Source organism: Streptomyces sp. ICC1 (assembly GCF_003287935.1).
GTDB lineage: Bacteria > Actinomycetota > Actinomycetes > Streptomycetales > Streptomycetaceae > Streptomyces > Streptomyces tritrimontium.
Genome location: NZ_CP030287.1, coordinates 2,946,797 through 2,962,202, shown reverse-complemented (window position 1 = coordinate 2,962,202; position 15,406 = coordinate 2,946,797). Strand labels below are relative to the sequence as shown.

The 15,406-nt window shown below is 73.4% G+C and carries 17 protein-coding genes and 1 pseudogene; 11 read left to right on the top strand and 7 right to left on the bottom strand.

From position 1 onward, the window contains the following. Positions 1 to 51 precede the first annotated feature (51 nt). Complete coding sequence (locus DRB96_RS14000; RefSeq protein WP_162689069.1) at positions 52 to 1,083, bottom strand: hypothetical protein; 1,032 nt, start codon at positions 1,081 to 1,083, stop codon at positions 52 to 54. A gap of 248 nt (positions 1,084 to 1,331) precedes the next feature. Here DRB96_RS14000 and DRB96_RS13995 point away from each other — a divergent pair, with 248 nt between their 5' ends. Then, positions 1,332 to 1,739, top strand: a complete 408-nt coding sequence (locus DRB96_RS13995) for a YciI family protein (RefSeq protein WP_112448759.1) — start codon at positions 1,332 to 1,334, stop codon at positions 1,737 to 1,739. Between the two features lie 8 nt (positions 1,740 to 1,747). Then, a complete protein-coding gene (locus DRB96_RS13990; RefSeq protein ID WP_112448758.1) occupies positions 1,748 to 2,893 on the top strand; it encodes a DUF6596 domain-containing protein in 1,146 nt (381 codons plus the stop codon). 48 nt (positions 2,894 to 2,941) lie between these two features. Here the strand turns inward: DRB96_RS13990 and DRB96_RS13985 are convergent, their stop codons facing one another. After that, positions 2,942 to 4,639 (bottom strand): peptide-N4-asparagine amidase, encoded by a 1,698-nt coding sequence (locus DRB96_RS13985; protein ID WP_239517728.1) that lies wholly within the window; start codon positions 4,637 to 4,639, stop codon positions 2,942 to 2,944. A 310-nt stretch (positions 4,640 to 4,949) separates the two neighbouring features. On the opposite strand from DRB96_RS13985, the gene DRB96_RS13980 reads away from it, so the two are divergent. Continuing rightward, a complete protein-coding gene (locus tag DRB96_RS13980) occupies positions 4,950 to 5,195 on the top strand; it encodes a hypothetical protein (RefSeq protein ID WP_162688632.1) in 246 nt (81 codons plus the stop codon). Positions 5,196 to 5,202: 7 nt separating this feature from the next. On the opposite strand, the gene DRB96_RS13975 is transcribed toward DRB96_RS13980, so the two are convergent. After that, positions 5,203 to 7,047: a trypsin-like serine protease gene (locus tag DRB96_RS13975; RefSeq protein ID WP_204357718.1), complete on the bottom strand. Its 1,845-nt coding sequence runs from the start codon at positions 7,045 to 7,047 to the stop codon at positions 5,203 to 5,205. Between the two features lie 20 nt (positions 7,048 to 7,067). Beyond that, a complete protein-coding gene (locus DRB96_RS13970) occupies positions 7,068 to 7,334 on the bottom strand; it encodes a hypothetical protein (RefSeq protein WP_204357717.1) in 267 nt (88 codons plus the stop codon). A 633-nt stretch (positions 7,335 to 7,967) separates the two neighbouring features. On the opposite strand from DRB96_RS13970, the gene DRB96_RS13965 reads away from it, so the two are divergent. From DRB96_RS13965 to DRB96_RS13940, 6 genes are all read left to right on the top strand, one after another. Continuing rightward, positions 7,968 to 8,207, top strand: a complete 240-nt coding sequence (locus tag DRB96_RS13965; protein WP_112448754.1) for a hypothetical protein — start codon at positions 7,968 to 7,970, stop codon at positions 8,205 to 8,207. Further along, positions 8,207 to 8,587, top strand: coding sequence for a fic family toxin-antitoxin system, toxin component (locus tag DRB96_RS13960; protein WP_112448753.1), 381 nt, complete (start codon positions 8,207 to 8,209; stop codon positions 8,585 to 8,587). Before DRB96_RS13965 ends, DRB96_RS13960 begins: the two co-directional genes overlap by 1 nt. 224 nt (positions 8,588 to 8,811) lie before the next feature. After that, on the top strand, positions 8,812 to 9,054 hold the full coding sequence (locus DRB96_RS13955; RefSeq protein ID WP_112448752.1) for a protealysin inhibitor emfourin: 243 nt from the start codon (positions 8,812 to 8,814) through the stop codon (positions 9,052 to 9,054). A gap of 68 nt (positions 9,055 to 9,122) precedes the next feature. Continuing rightward, a complete protein-coding gene (locus tag DRB96_RS13950; protein WP_112448751.1) occupies positions 9,123 to 11,057 on the top strand; it encodes a DUF2264 domain-containing protein in 1,935 nt (644 codons plus the stop codon). Positions 11,058 to 11,108: 51 nt separating this feature from the next. Next, positions 11,109 to 11,405 carry a hypothetical protein gene (locus DRB96_RS13945; protein WP_112448750.1) on the top strand — a complete coding sequence of 99 codons (297 nt, stop codon included), beginning with the start codon at positions 11,109 to 11,111 and terminating at the stop codon, positions 11,403 to 11,405. Further along, positions 11,389 to 12,129, top strand: a complete 741-nt coding sequence (locus tag DRB96_RS13940; protein ID WP_112448749.1) for a DUF6193 family natural product biosynthesis protein — start codon at positions 11,389 to 11,391, stop codon at positions 12,127 to 12,129. The genes DRB96_RS13945 and DRB96_RS13940 overlap by 17 nt, the downstream gene beginning before the upstream one ends. Positions 12,130 to 12,184: 55 nt before the next feature. Here the strand turns inward: DRB96_RS13940 and DRB96_RS13935 are convergent, their stop codons facing one another. Both DRB96_RS13935 and DRB96_RS13930 read right to left on the bottom strand, forming a co-directional pair. Beyond that, the gene (locus DRB96_RS13935) at positions 12,185 to 12,493 is read right to left on the bottom strand and encodes a hypothetical protein (RefSeq protein ID WP_112448748.1); all 309 of its coding nucleotides are present in this window, start codon (positions 12,491 to 12,493) and stop codon (positions 12,185 to 12,187) included. A gap of 43 nt (positions 12,494 to 12,536) precedes the next feature. Next, positions 12,537 to 13,655, bottom strand: coding sequence for a glycosyltransferase (locus tag DRB96_RS13930; protein ID WP_112448747.1), 1,119 nt, complete (start codon positions 13,653 to 13,655; stop codon positions 12,537 to 12,539). A gap of 286 nt (positions 13,656 to 13,941) precedes the next feature. On the opposite strand from DRB96_RS13930, the gene DRB96_RS13925 reads away from it, so the two are divergent. Then, entirely contained in the window at positions 13,942 to 14,526 is a 585-nt protein-coding gene (locus DRB96_RS13925; protein ID WP_112448746.1) for an NAD(P)H-dependent oxidoreductase, read from the top strand. A 64-nt stretch (positions 14,527 to 14,590) separates the two neighbouring features. On the opposite strand, the gene DRB96_RS13920 is transcribed toward DRB96_RS13925, so the two are convergent. Continuing rightward, positions 14,591 to 15,037, bottom strand: a complete 447-nt coding sequence (locus DRB96_RS13920) for an IPT/TIG domain-containing protein (protein WP_112448745.1) — start codon at positions 15,035 to 15,037, stop codon at positions 14,591 to 14,593. Between the two features lie 204 nt (positions 15,038 to 15,241). On the opposite strand from DRB96_RS13920, the pseudogene DRB96_RS44560 reads away from it, so the two are divergent. After that, positions 15,242 to 15,340, top strand: a pseudogene (locus DRB96_RS44560) (GNAT family N-acetyltransferase); the annotation flags it as partial. Between the last annotated feature and the right edge of the window lie 66 nt (positions 15,341 to 15,406).

Here is a 15,406-nt window from a genome sequence, read left to right as displayed (position 1 = left end):
AGTTCCGGGGCCGAGGCCTCCTCGATCCCGCGCGGGCGCGGGGGCCGGGCCTCACCTCGGCGTGACGGCTCCCGAGTCCGGCGACTGCCGGAGGCCGGACGCGTCGACCGCCTCGAAGTCCGAGCCCTTGAATCCCTTGAGCCCGTCGAGCTGGGAGTTGTCCCAGCCGGCGTTCTCCTCACCGGAGATGTACCAGGCCGAGCCGTTGTCCGCGACGATGGCGCCGTACTTCTTGAGCGCCTCGGCCACGGCCTTGGCCTGCGGGGCCAGGTTCGAGGTGTCCACCGAGCTCTTGAGGCGCAGCCGCAGCCCCATGGGCGGCAGCGACGGGTCCGCGGCGGAGCCCGCCTGGTGCCGTGCGGGCCAGATGTAGCTCTGGTCCGAGCGCGGCACGGTGATGCGGATCGCGTGGTCGACCAGCCCGCCCGCCGCCTCGTCGTAGCGCACCAGGCCGGGCAGGATGGCGAGGCCGGCGGCATCCGCCGAGGTCCAGCCGTCGGGCCGCAGCCGGTGGGACCGCAGGTCGAAGATCGCGCCCCCGCCGGCGTGCCAGGCGTCGTCGCCCTGCGGCTGCGCGTTCCAGAGCTCGTACGATTTGCACAGGACGCGGTCCCAGACGACGACGTGCCGGTCCTGGTCGCTCGCCGGACCGTTCTCGATCTTGGCGTTCCGCGGGATCCGGTACCCGGACGCATCGCTTTCCTCGGCGTAGTCCAGCGAGACCTTCGATTCCGGCACCGTCGTATCCGAAACGGTGATGGGAATGCCGAAGGGCCGGCCGTCGATGAGCCCCGAACCGAAGTCCGGGTGCAGGGGCTCCGCCGAACCGATCGAGGAGACGTACTGGGCGGAGCGCGGGTGCACGGGAAGGGTGTCCACGGGCGCCCGCCAGAAGCTGTCGGGCAGGGAGGTCTCACAGGAACCCTCGCGCGCTTGTGCGGAGACCGGAACGGCCGCCGCGGAGGCGGGCCCCTTGCCGGAATCCGTGTACCCGCACAGCAGACACGCGGCGGAAACGGCGGAAACGGTGGCGATCGCGGGGAAGCGACCCCGCGGACGAACCGTTCGTGCGCGCACTGTCATGGCTTCACCTCGTCCGAGGGGTGCGAGCCGCGGTCCACGGCCTTCCCCGGGAGCTCCTCCCAGCGTAGGCACGTTCCCGCCCGGGCGCTCCGCCGGCCGCAGCGGGCCGGGTCCCGGGTTCCGGTTCCGGGTTCCGGGTTCCGGGTTCCGAAAAAAACTTTCGGCGGCGATGTCGAGAACCCGTGGCCCGCTCCGTCCCCGCTGTGAACGCGACGAAGATGGGTCGCACCAGACCGAGGAGAGACATCATGGCCAAGTACCTGCTTCTCAAGCACTACCGCGGGGCCCCGGCAGCGGTCAACGACGTGCCCATGGACCAGTGGACGCCGCAGGAGATCACGGACCACGTCCAGTACATGCAGGACTTCGCGGACCGCCTCGAAGGGACCGGCGAGTTCGTCGACGGTCAGGCGCTCGCCCCCGAGGGAGCCTGGGTCAGGTACGACGGCGAAGGCCGCCCGCCGGTCACCGACGGCCCGTTCGCCGAGACCAAGGACCTCATCGCCGGCTGGATGGTGATCGACGTCGACGGCTACGACCGCGCCCTCGAACTCGCCGGGGAACTCTCGGCCGCCCCCGGGGCCGGCGGCAAGCCCATCCACGAGTGGCTCGAGGTGCGCCCGTTCCTGGCCGCGCCGCCCACCATCACGGAGTGACCTCCCCCGTGAACGAGGCCCTGGTCCGGAGCCTCACGCCGAGCGTGCTCGGCATCCTCGTCCGCCGCGGAGCAGACTTCGCGGCGGCCGAGGACGCCGTACAGGACGCCCTGGCCGAGGCGGTCCGCGTCTGGCCGGCCGACCCGCCGAGGGACCCCAAGGGCTGGCTGGTCACCGTGGCCTGGCGCCGGTTCCTCGACGCGACCCGCGCGGACACCGCCCGCCGCCGGCGTGAGGACCGCGTCGACGAGGAGCCGGCGCCCGGGCCCGCGCCCGCGGCGGACGACACGCTCCGGCTCTACTTCCTGTGCTCCCACCCGTCGCTGACCCCGTCGTCCGCGGTCGCGCTCACGCTGCGCGCCGTCGGCGGGCTCACCACCCGGCAGATCGCCCAGGCCTACCTGGTGCCCGAGGCGACCATGGCCCAGCGCATCAGCCGGGCCAAACGCACCGTGTCCGGCGTACGGCTCGACCAGCCCGGAGACGTCGCCACCGTGCTCCGCGTCCTCTACCTGGTCTTCAACGAGGGCTACTCCGGGGACGTCGACCTCGCCGCCGAGGCCATCCGCCTCACCCGGCAGCTCGCGGCCGCGATCGACCACCCCGAGGTGGCGGGACTGCTCGCCCTCATGCTGCTCCACCACGCCCGGCGCGCCGCCCGGACCGCGCCCGACGGCAGCCTGGTGCCGCTCGCGGAGCAGGACCGCGGCCGGTGGGACACCGGGTCGATCGCCGAGGGCGTACGGATCCTGCAGGCGGCCCTCGCCCGCGACCGGCTCGGCGAGTTCCAGGCCCAGGCCGCCATCGCGGCGCTGCACGCCGACGCGCCCGCCGCCGAGGAGACCGACTGGGTGCAGATCGTCGAGTGGTACGACGAGCTCGCGCGGCTGACCGACAGCCCCGTCGTCCTGCTCAACCGCGCGGTGGCCGTGGGCGAGGCCGACGGACCGCGCGCCGGCCTCGTGGCGCTCGCGGCGCTGGACGGCTCGCTGCCCCGCCACACGGCGGTGGCGGCGTACCTCCACGAGCGCGACGGCGACCCCGTGAAGGCGGCCCGGCTGTACGCCGAGGCGGCCCGCAAGGCGCCCAACCTCGCCGAGCGCGACCATCTGACGCGCCAGGCCGCCCGGCTCAACGCCCGCCGGAGCCCCTGACGGTGCGAGCCCCCGCATCGGGCCCGCCCGGATGCGGCCGGCCCGGCGTCAACAGCGGCGGCGGTCCTGCGTGATCGTGCCCTGCACGGTGGCCACCGTGCGGTCGTGGCATCCGCCCGGCGCCCCCGTCCCGTACAGCCGGTAGCGGGCCGAGGTGGTGGCGACCGCGTGCCGCTGCTCGCGCGGGACGTTCACGGTGTAGCTCGCGTCACCCGTGTACCGGTCTTCGAGGCGGGACCGGTCCACCTCACGGCCGCCGCGCAGGGTGACGGTGTCGGCGCGGTCGCCGAGGCTGATGACGGTGCGCAGCCGGTCGTCCGCGCCGAGGGTGGTCTCGCCGTCCATGGTGTACGTACGGTCGGTGCGGACGGTGGTCGCCCCGCGCGTCACGCGCTCCTCGTCGGTCCAGGTGGCGGTCAGTGCGTCGCGGTCCTCGCCCTCGGTCCAGCGGTGGACCGAGGTGTTGCGCACGGTGCGGGTGACGGTGGTGGTGACCCGGCCGTGCGAGGTGTTCAGGTACCCGGCGACGGTCAGCCGGTGGCCGCCCTCGGTGTCCAGGCGGTGCTCGGCGCCGGGTGCGGCGCGTGTCCAGCGCGAGGAGTTGGCCGGATCGCTCTGCTCCTCGCGGGTGAGCGCGCCGGTCACGACCTCGCGGGCCGTGTCCTGCCAGAGCAGCAGATTGGTCGGGGTGCTCCAGCCGCTCTGCCCGGCCGGGACTCCGGCGACGGAGACCTCGACGCGGTGCGGGCGGCCGTCGTTGAGGAGGGCGGCGTAGGGGGTGAGGTCGTAGCGGATCGGCTGGACGTCGAAGGCGCGGGGCCCGGGGGTGACGTACCAGAGGAAGGGGTTGGACCAGCCGCCGGTCCAGACGGTGGGGAAGGGCGCGGCGATGCCGGCGAGGCGGCCGTCGACGGAGATCCGGACCTCGCGGTAGGGGCCGTCGGCCGCCTTGCAGGAGTACGGGGCCGCGTCCGGGACGGTCATGTACCAGTACTCCTCGCAGCCGCCGCCGGAGCCCGTGGCGTAGACCTCGGCGAGGAGCCGCTCGGTGTTGCGGGGGGGGGTGACGGCCGGGGTGGTGAGCGGGAGGACGCGGTCGGGTGTGCGGCCGGAGTCCGAGCCCGTGGCGGTGGCGGTGCCGGGTCGGCCCTCGGCCGCGTAGAAGGTCAGCGTGACCTTGACGTCGATGACGCCGGTGTAGGTGTCGTTGACGACGTTGCCGATGAGCATCTCGACGGGCTGCGGGCCGCTGAGGGTGTCGCGGTAGTGGGTGACGTCCTTCTCGACGGACCAGGCGATGCCGTCCGGCGAGGGCTCGGGCGTGGAGGTGCGGAAGACCTCCACGCCGCCGACGGAGAGGTGGCCGAGGCGGTCGTACTGGCGGCCCTTGACCTTGCCGTCGAGGCGCAGCACCACCTTCGCCCAGCCGGCGGCCGTTCCGCAGGCGGCGGGTGGTGCGTAGCTGCCCCGGTACGGGGTGAAATCGCGGAACTGCGCTTCGGCGAGGGTCACCTGGCAGGACCGGGTCGCGGGTCGGGCCACGGGCGGGGCGGGGGTGAGGGGGTCGTGCCAGTCCGTTCCGAACTCGGCGGGCGGCGGCTCCGTGCCCGGTGATGCCGCCGGTGCGGGGGCGGCCGTCGCGCGCGGGCCGCCGGGTTCGGCCGCGGCCGCGGGACCCGCGGCGGCGAGGGTGGCCGCCGCGAGGGCCAGCGCGCCGAGCGCGCCCATGGTCCTGTGTCGTCTCATGGGCCCGCAGTGAAACCGGGCCCGCCGCGCGAGCGCCAGGGCGGAGCGCCGGCCCTGGCCGGATCGCACCGCCGCCGGACCCGGCCCCCGGTGGTTCGGGCGGCGCGGTGCGGGCGGGACCGGAAATCCGGAATTGCCCCTGCCATATACCTATGGGGGCGCGCGTTTCCGTGCATATGGTGTGGCTCCGGACCATCCCGGGCGCAGCGCCCTCCCGGCTCCCCACGGGAGGGCTGTCGCGCGCCCGGCGCCGGGCCGCACCGCATGACTCCGGACAGTGTCGACTTGATCGCACTCTGTGATTGGATGGGTGATCGGAGTGCCGGGGCGGGAACTCGGTGCGGTGTCGTGGAAGGGCGGACGGATGGCGTTGAACGGCTGGAGACGGTTGGTTCTGGACGGCCTCGTCTTCGGTGCCGTCGCGGCGGCAGGCTGGTGGACGGGCCGTCACGGCCATGACCGGACGGCGTCCTTGCTGTGGTCGCTGAGCGTGCTGACCGCGGTGGTCGCGCTGGGCCGGACCGGGGCCAAGGCCGGTGCCGCGCCCCGGGCTTGACCGCGGGCTACCGTACGGATCGCTCGTTTCGCGTCTTCCGCGTTTCCCACGTCTTCCGCGCGGCCGCCGGTACGAGGGTGTGCTCGGATCCGAGAGCGGTGTCGCAGTCCGCGTGGAGCGTGGTCTCGCCGTCGGACCAGCGCACGACGAGATCGTCCGGGTGGCCGTTGCCGTTGAAGTCGCCGGCCGTCATCACCGCGGCGTGCGGCCAGGTGCGGCCGGGACCCCGCATCCGCACCGCCTTGCCCAGCCCGGACGGTGAGGTGTCCTGGTACTGGACGAGGCTCCCGTCCGACCGGCGCACCGTCAGGTCCCAGTTGTCGTTCCCGGAGAAGTCCCCGGCCGTCATCACGGCGGCGCCCCGTTTGAGCAGGGCGTTGGGGGCCATCAGGCGGCGCTCCCCGCCGAAGGTTCCCCTGCCGACCCGCGTGTGGCCGGTGACCTCCCCGTCCTGCCAGCGGACCACCACATCGGTGACGGCGCCCGCGGTTCCGAAGGCGCCGCCCACGATCTGCTCGGCGTACCTCCAGTCCGAACCCGCCGGGGCCATTCTGACCTCCCCGCCGAGGCCGGCCGCCCCGCCCACGTCCGGGTACAGGGACGATTCCCCGTCCGACCAGACGACCAGCAGGTCGGACAGGCCGCCGCCCGTGAAGTCGCCGCCCGTGATGGTCTTCGCGTGCTTCCAGGTGCCGTTCGCCGCTTTGAGCCGCCGCTCGCCGGAGAACCCGTTGTCGCCGTCCCCGGCGTAGAGGGTGACCTCCCCGTCGCTCCACACGACGATGAGATCGCGGCGTCCCCGTCCGCGCCCGGTGTAGTCGCCCGAGGCCATCAGCCTCGCGTGCTTCCACGTGGAGCCGTTGCCCATGCCGAAGGGCGGGCGGGGTTGCCGGTATCGGTCCTTCTCGTGGCTGCGCCGGCCGGCCTTCGCGTCCTCGTACAGGGTGAAGAAGTAGCCCGAGTACACCGGGCTGTAGGTGATCCGGTGGTACATCGGATGGCTGCCGGGCACTTTGGGGCCGCCGCCCCAGTGGCCGCCGACGTTGCCGATGATCGTCCCCCGGCCGGTCTTCCTGTCCAGGGAGGAGAACCAGGGTCCGCCCGAGACGCCGCCCCACATTCCGGCGCAGTCGATCCTCATCTGGTGGTAGCCGGCCAGCCGTACCGTGTCGGTGGCGCACCGCACGGCCAGGTCCGGCGGATTGCGGTCGATCTTGGGGTAGCCGATGACGGTGACCCTGTTGTCGAAGCGCGGCGTACGGGCCGGCGTGTTCGCGCCCGTCACGTCCTGGAGCTTCCTGCGCGCATGGCCCGAGACCTTGCCGAAGGCGAAATCGAGGTCCGACGTCGCCGTCACGTCGCCGCTGCCCTTGTTCGCCGCGTACTTGAACCAGTTCTTGACCGGCCAGATCCCGTACGGCTGGGACCGCAGGTTCTTGGACCGGTCGTAGTTCGGCACGAACACCGTGTTGGCGGTGAAGGTGCAGTGGTTAGCGGTGAGGATCAGATCCTTCCCGGGGCTGGCGACCACGCTCGCCGTACAGAAGTGGGCGCGCAGCGAGGAGCCCCGCCCGAACAGCACTCCCACGGTTCTGACGCCCGCGAAATGGGCGGCGGTCCGGCCCACGCCGCGTTCGCCACGGGGCCGCCCGGTGTCTTCCGGCGGCTCGCCGCGGCCCGACACCGGAGTCGCCCCGGCGATCCGCTCCGGCGTCCAGAAGGCCAGTGCCTCGGCCACCGCCCGCTGGTCCGCGTCCCGCGCCGGAGCTGCCGGGGCGGCGGCAGTCCCGGTCATCAGCAGGACGGCGGAGGCCGCGGCCACCAGCGGTCCACGCATGCTCGTACGACGCACAGCGCGCATTCCTTCCGTGTCTAATGAACCGGCCCGGTGATCGCGCGGCGGCGGAGCCACCAGACCGTGCCCGCCGCGGCGCCGGCGAGGGCGAGGCCTCCGGCGCCGTACACCCGGAGGTCCGGACCGGCGCCCGCGGGTGAGGTGGACGGGGACGACGGGTCCGCGCACGGGGCCGGATCCGTGCGGGCCGCCACCTTCAGTACGCCGGCCAGCGGTCGGCCCTCGCTGTCCTTGCGCCCCGGCACCCGCACGGGATAGAGCCCCGGGGCGACGTCACACCGCACCCGGGCCATTCCTCCCACGGCCGCCCTCCCGTATTCCTCGGTGACGAGGCTTCGGGCGAAAGCAGCGGAAAGCACGCTCCAATCCGCGCGCTCGACCCAGTCGCCGCCGGAAAACAGGAAAACCTCCACCGCGTCGCCAGGGCGAACGGCACCCATGGGCAGGGACAGTACCGTTTCCGTGGATTCCAATGGCGGAGGCGGACCGGCGCGGATGCCGGGCGGTGCGGGCGCGTCCGATTCCGCGTGCGCCACCAAGGAAGCTGATGCTGTCACGACACAGAAAACGGCGGTCAGGGCCGCGATTCCCGCCCGTGGCACGGGCCGTGGACCTTTCCGCCATGGAATGCGCGCACGTGGAATGCGCGCACGGGGAATGCGAAAGCCGGCGCGCCCGGGACTTCCTGATGAACCGTCGGCCATCCGGGATCGTCCTTTCGCGCGACTCCGCAACCGGCTGGGAAATGCGCGGCCGTCGCGCGTTCATGATAGGCCGGAGAATTCTCCGCGACGGCAAACACCCCGGCCCACGGCGGCCCCCGTGTCGCGCCCCCCGTGTCGCGGCGTCACCGTGTCAGGAGCCCCCGCCGCCCGATATCCTGGCAGGCGTTGGTAACAGCTGTTACCGTGTGCGGTATGGCGAAGACACAGCTGGGCGCACGAGTGGACCAGGACGTCGCGGAGCTCGCGAAGAAGCGTGCCGCGGATCTGGGGCTGAGCATCGGGGACTACCTCGCCCGACTCGTCCAGGACGATGCGAGCGGCCTGCGCGCACGCGGCGTCGAGGCGGCCGCCCGCTTCCTCGCGGAGCACCAGAGCGTCTTCGACGAGGCCGAGGACGGGCAGCGCGAGGGTTCGGGAGCGCGCGCAGCCTGATGGAACTGCACATCGACGTCCCCTGGATCCTGCGCGTCGCCGAAGTCGCGGGCGCAGACGACCCGGCTCCCGACGACTACGGAGTCCCCGTGGCGGCGGTCGCCCGCCACCGCGCCGAGCTCTTCGAAGAGCCGGTCTACGAGGGCCCCTACGCGAAGGCCGCCGCTTTGGTGCACACCTTGGGCCGCTGTCGCTGGCTCGAACGCTCCAACCTCGCCGTGGCCGCCGCGACCGGTGTCATGTACCTGGGCGCCGCCGGCATCGCGGTCAAACCCACCCGCGACGACGCCATCGCACTGAAGGACCTCCTCCTCGACCCGGGGTGCACCGCCGAGCGGATCTCCGCCGTGCTGCGTTCCTGGCCCACCGCCGCCGGCTGACGCGGAGGTGGAGGGCGCCGGCGCCGTTCGGCCCCGCTCGACCGGTCGCCCGTCGGCCGGACACCGTTGAAATCGAGCCGTTGGCGTCGCTCCCGGCATTCCGCGGGGGAGGACCGGCCGATCCGGGGCAAGCGCGTCCAGGACCTCACGGGGTCCCGCCGGTGGCCGAAGGGCCGGTGCGCGCTCCCCGTGAGCACGGATCCGACTTCCGAAGGAGAACGGCCATGCTGATCACCGTCAGTCGCTCAGGGGGCTTCGCCGGCGTGGACAAGGTGCGGAAGATCGACACCTCCGTCCGGCGGGACGCCGCGGAATGGGAAGACCTCGTGCGGCGCGTCCTGCCGTCCGTGGCGGACGGCTTCCACTACCGGATCACGGTCGACGACCAGGTGATCGACCTCGACGAGACGGTCCTGACCGGTGATCAACGGGAGCTGATCCGAGCGGTCCTCGGTGAAGGAGCCTGATCCGCCGTCACCTTCACGAATCGACTTCACCGCACCCGCCGACAGCGAGGGGCTGGCAGCATCCCCGCATGAGCATGCACGGACTGCCCCGCGAAGACCGCGAGTCGAGCCCGCACACCGGCTACACCCGCGCGCACTGGGAGGCAGCCGCCGACGGGCTGTTGCGTGCGGCGTGGCGGTGGGCCACGCCGCGCGGAGCCCTGCTCGACCTGCCGGGACCGGCTTCTGCCTCCGGGGTGCGCTCGGACGGGCTCGAGGGGTACGCCCGTACCTTCCTCGCCGCGGCGTTCCGGGTGGCCGGCGCCGGGGGAGCGGACCCGTCCGGCTGGCTGGAGAGGTACGCCGACGGGCTGGCGGCGGGGACCGCGGCACCCGGCCGTGACGATGCGGAGTCCTGGCCGGTCATCCGAGACATCCACGCGAAGGGCCAGCCGATGGTCGAGTCGGCCTCGGTGGCCCTCGGGCTCCGGCTGACCAGGCCGTGGCTGTGGGACCGCCTCGACGGCGCGGTGCGGGACCGGACCGAGGAGTGGCTGCGGGGCGCACTGCGCCACGTGCCCGCACCCAACAACTGGTACCTCTTCCCCTTCACCGTGGCCGGCTTCCTGGAGTCGGTGGGGCGCGGCGACGCGGAGACGGCCCGGGCCCGCAGGCTCGGCTTCGAGCTGCTGGAGGGCTGGTACCGGGGCCAGGGGTGGTACGCCGACGGCGACGGCCGGGCCTTCGACCACTACAACGGCTGGGCGCTGCACCTGTATCCGGTGCTCGACGCGCATCTTGCCGTCCGGTCCGGCCCGTCCGATCCGTCCGGTCCGGCGGCCCCGCACGGCGACCGGCTGCGGACGCACCTGGACAGCCTGTCGCTGCTCTTCGGGGCGGACGGGGCGCCGATCCACTTCGGGCGCTCGCTGACCTACCGCTTCGCCGCCGCGGCCGCCGTCGGCCTGGGATCCGTCACCGGCCACACCCCCCTCACCCCCGGCACCTCGCGCAGGCTGATCAGCGGATCGCTGCGGTACTTCCTCGACCGGGGCGCCGTCGACGACGAAGGCCTGCTCAGCCTCGGCTGGCACGGCCCGCACGGGGCGACCCTGCAGCCGTACTCCGGGCCGGCCTCGCCGTACTGGGCGTCCAAGGCCTTCGTCTGCCTGCTCGCCCCGGCGACGCACCCCCTGTGGACGGCGACGGAGGAGACCGCCCCCAGCGAGGGCCCCGACCGGGTGCTCGCGCTGGCGGCGCCCGGGCTGCTGATCCAGACCACCCGCGCCGACGGGATCGTACGGCTGCACAACCACGGGAGCGACCACGTCGGGCCGGACGAGTCGCAAGCGGCCGCGGACGAGGACCCGCTCTACGCCCGCCAGGCCTACTCCACCCGCACCGGCCCCACCGCGCGTACCGACGCCCCGGACAACCACCTCGCCGTGGTGGTGGCGGGCCTGCGCAGCGCCCGGCGCCGGATCCACCCGCTGGGGGCCGGGCACGGGGACGGCTGGGGCTGGGCGGCGTCCTGGCACCGTCCGGTCTTCCCGGGCGGCTTGCCCACGCCGCCGGGCCTGCGGGTGGAGAGCGTCACCGTCGTCCGGGGCCGCCACGAACTGCGCGTACACCGGGTGCACGGGGCCCCGTACGGCGCCCGCGTGGAGCAGACCGGCTGGGCCACGGGCCCCGGCGAGCCGCTGCGCTCGGAGCTCCACCCGCTGTACGGGTGGGACGTGGGGGACGAGGCCGGGGCGCCCGCCGGGACCGCCTTCACCCGGTGGGCCCGCGTGCCGCGCCTGACGGCCGGGGCCGGGGCCGGGGGAAACGGCCTGTACGTGGCGCTGGCCGCGCTCACCGGAAGGCCGGACCAGGTACCGGACCCGGTGGCCGTGGCGGCCGCGGTGGTCACCGAGGTGGGGGCGGACGACGGGTCCCTCGAAGTGCGCTGGGCGCAGGACGGATCGCTGACCCGCGTCACCTTCGACCCCCTCCGCGTGGAGCGTCTGCCCCCGCGCGAGTGAGCGGCGCGCCGTTGTCGCGACGGGGGCGAGCGTTCGTGCTTGGCTGGTTCCATGACCGAAGCCCGCACGATCCAGCGGCTGATCCGGCTCGCCGCCGGTCTGCCGCTGGTGCTCGCCCCACTCCTGCTCACCACGAGCCCCGCGCACGGGGACCCCACGCCCACCGCGAGCCCCTGCGCGGCCGTCACCGTGCCCGAGGGCCACGCCTGCGTGCCCGACCCCAAGCAGTGCTTCACCACCCCTTGCCCCCAGTACACGGTCGTCCCGCTCCCGGAGACCGAGCGGACACCGCTGGTCAGGGCGATAAGCGGCTCGGGCACAATCGGGAACCATGACCACTCGCCCTGACCCCGCTGTCCTCTACCCCGACGTCGTGGCCCGCGGCAGCCTCGCCGAGGCGCTGCGAGCCGAGGCACAGGGGCGGCTCGGCACTTCCCCCGTCACCCCCGAGGACTGCACTCCGTTGATCTTCGCGGACGTCGCCAGTACCGTTCCGCACCGCGAACCGCTGGAGATCCGGGCCTCGTGGAGCGAGCGGAGGTGGTCGATCCGCGGCAAGGAGCGGTACGAGGACGCGACCCTCTTCGACGGCGGGACGGATGACCTGGCCGAGCTCGTCAGGGCCGCCCAGGCGTGGCGCGACGGGGCATCCCTGACCGACATCCGCCGGGCAGCCCCCTTCGTACACCTGACCGGACGGTGCGAGGTGCCCGACGGCGATCCCGGGCGCATGGTCGAGGCGGAATGGCAGTTCATGCGCCGGCAGGCGGCGGAACTGGAGTACGACTGGCAGGCGACGTACCAGGCCCTGATCGAGGCGGCGTACGCCGAGCCGGCGCTGCGCGCCCTCTACCCGTTCACGAGCCACTGGGCGCTGCGCTTCTCGAGCATCACCCGGCCCGGCCTGGAAATCGTCGGATCGAGCCTGTGCGCGAACGGCGACGGCACGTACGGGCTGGGCCGGGGGTTCATGACGATGGACCTCGGCACGTTCTCCACACCACAGGAGGCAGTGGCGCTGGCCGTACGCCACCTGCCGGACGGCCTCGGCCCGGTCACGCGAGGGGTGTGACCCCGCGCGTGCCGGGACCTGTGCGGCGGAGCCGGCGGTCGTCCGGACCGGGCTGTCAGGGGCCGTGGAGCTCGGTCTCCCACGCTTCGAACGGAGGCTCCACCCGGTACCCGGGATCCAGGCTGCGGCGGATCCACTGGGCGGCGCGGTACTGGGCGTCGCCGTCGTTGAGCGTCTGCCCGTGATCGTCGACTTCGAGGACGTTCGCGAAGATCGCGAAGATCATTTCGAGGTCCGAGCCGAACTCGAGCAAGTGGGCGCGGTAGTCGATCCCCTCGAGCAGATCGACGTCCAATGTGCCGTTGCCCAGGTAGAAGGCGAAGAACCGGAGAGCGGCCCGTACATCTGTCGGAAGGTGTGTCACGAGACCATCTTCCGTGTCGGGAGCGCGGGACGGGCGCCGGGTCCTACCTGAGGGCTTCGAAGGAGGCGACGAGGTCGGCGGGGGAGGGGAGCGCGGTGATGTCGGTCTGCGCGGCGGCGGCGGCCTTGCGGAGGTCCTCGTCGGTGATGAGGCGGTCGAGCAGTGCGGCGTCCACGGTGTCGCCGCTCGCGCGCAGGGCGAAGCCCAGGCCCGTGGCGGCACCGACGTTCACGAAGTGGTCGGCGCCCTGCGGGAGGATCAGCTGGGGGACGCCCCGGGCGGCCGCGGTGAGCATGGTGCCGGAGCCGCCGTGGTGCACGATCGCGTCGGCGGTGTCCAGCAGCTGGGCCAGCGGCACCCAGGGCAGGGGGCGGACGTTGGCGGGAAGGGTGCCGAGCGGGCTCAGGTCGGTGTCGCCGACGGCGAGGAGGAACTCGGCGTCGACGGAGGCGGCTTCGGCGATCACCCGGCTGACCGGACTGACGCCCGCGAAATCGGGCACCACCGTCCCGAGGGTGACGATGATCCGGGGCCGGGAGCCACGGGCCACGAGATCGCGGGGCAGGGTGCCGCCGCCGTTGTACGGCACGTAGCGGACCCGCCAGCCGGTGCCGTCCCCGCCGAGGGAGGCGGGCACGACATCGAGGACCGTGCGGGTGGCCGGACCCTCGACCTCGCGGACCCGGTACTCGTCCGCCAGGAGATCGGCGAGCATGCCGACCATGGCGAAGCCGGACATCACGCCGAAGTTGTGCACCACGGCGGGTATGCCGAGTGCCGTCGAGACGAGCGGCGCGGCAGGCTGGAACGCGTCGTGGACGATCACGTCCGGCCGCCAGGCGGTGGCGACCGCGAGCAGGTCGTCGATGGTGACCCGGCCGTGTTCGGCGAAACCGACCGCTGCCTGCCGCAGGATGTCCTCCAGGCTGGTGTCGTCCGTGACGAACTCCGGGTCCCTGCCGTCCGAGACGCGCCGGAAGGCCTCGATCAGGGTCGCGCCGTCGCCTATCTCGACGGTGGGCAGGCCGGTCTGCCGCAACTGGTCGAGCGGGGCCGAACCGGCGAACAGCACCTCGTGCCCGGCGGCCTGGAGCGCCTGGGCGGTCGGCACCATCGGGAACAGGTGGCCCGCCGCAGCGGGACCGGTGAACAGGATGCGCACGGTGGTACTCCTCGGGTGGAGCTGCTCTTTGATTCCTCTGACAGATCATCGAACGATTCGCCTCCGCGTCAGATTCCGCTGAGATAGACGAGTTTCGGCCGATTCCGGGGGTGGTCGCGGGCCTCGCGAACCCCCCGCGCGCCCGGACGCGAGAGTTCCGCGGCACCGCGCGGAGGGGCGCCCCCGCCGCCGGAATACCGGCCTGTCGGCGGCGGTTGGAGGCGAGGAACCCCACCGCGACCCGGGGCGCGGCCGATGGCGCCCCGGACTGACATGGAGCGTGCCCGTGGCCCGATCGTTCCTCTTCCTCCTCGGCAGCGCCCGAGCCGAGGGCAACACCGAGCTCCTGGCCCGTGCCGCGGCGGAGCAGCTGCCGGGCGACACCGAGCAGCGCTGGCTGGACCTCTCGCGGCTCCGGCTGCCCGACTACCAGGACGTGCGCCACGCGGGCGGGACGTGGCCGCGGGAGGAGAGCGACGAGGCGCTGCTGCGGGAGGCGACGCTCGCCGCCACCGACGTCGTGATCGCCTCACCGCTGTACTGGTATTCCGTGTCGTCCTACGCCAAGCGCTACCTCGACCACTGGTCGAAGTGGCTGGTCACCCCGGACCCGGGCTTCAAGGAGAAGATGGCCGGCCGCACCTTGTGGGGAGTGACGGCCATGGCGCACAGCGAGGAGGTCGTCGCCGAGCCGCTGGTCCTCACCCTGCACCACAGTGCGGCCTACATGGGCATGCGGTTCGGCGGCGTACTGCTCGGCAACGGCTCCCGGCCCGGCCAGGTGCTCGCCGACGAGCGGGCGGCCGCCCGGGCCAAGGCGTTCTTCGCCCGGGAGGCACCCCTCGCCCGGTTCCCTTACGAGGAGGGGTGACGAGGCGGGCGGCCGGGCCGGCACCCGGCCCCGCCCCGCCCCCCCGTGGCTCAGTCCCCGTGGCTCAGTCCACGTAGGTGAAGGGGAGCGGCGCCGTGAGCTGCCCGCAGGGGGTCGCCGCGAAGACGGAGACGGTCGCCGCCGCGGGCCATTCGGGGGCGACGGCGATCAGGGCGCTGTCGCTGAGGGCCACCACGCCGGTGGCCTCCCGTCCCGTGAAGCAGCCGTCGGGTCCCAGGGAGCCGAAGAGCACCCGGGTGTAGGGAGTCAGGCCGGTGCCGCTCAGGGTGACGGAGATGCCGCCGCTCTTGGGCCCGGTGTCCGGCTGGAGGGCGACGAGCTGCCCCTGCGGGGCCTCGGTGGGCGAGCCCGGGTGGACGGGTAGGGCGGCGGGTGAGCAGCGCGCCGGCCCGTCGGCCTCGGCGCGCGGGGCGGAGTGGACGAGTTGCAGGCTGCACAGGGTCAGCGAGGCGAGCAGGACGCCCAGGGAGCGGCGGCGGACACGGGTCAAGGCGGTGCCTCTCGGCGGAGGGGGCGGGGTCGGAGGAACCCCGGATCCGCCCCATCATGCGGAAGCCGTGGTCGCTGAAGCCAGGACAAACAGGCTGATGTCGCACAATAGGGTCCGGCGCACGTCCCGTGCCGTCCCTGCCGTCCCTGAGTTGGCGCGGGCGCACCCGCACCGCGCGTACTGGCTGATCGCGCGGAGGCCGTCCGCAGGGTGTGGCTGCACACCAACTCCGACGACCACCCGAGCGCGCCCCTCAACTACCGACGCCGGGGGCTGCGCGTCTACCGCACCGAGACCGTCGAGTGGCGCACGGACCCCGGGCCGGAACCCGCACCCGGTCACAGGGGCGGCCGGCTCGACCCCGTGACC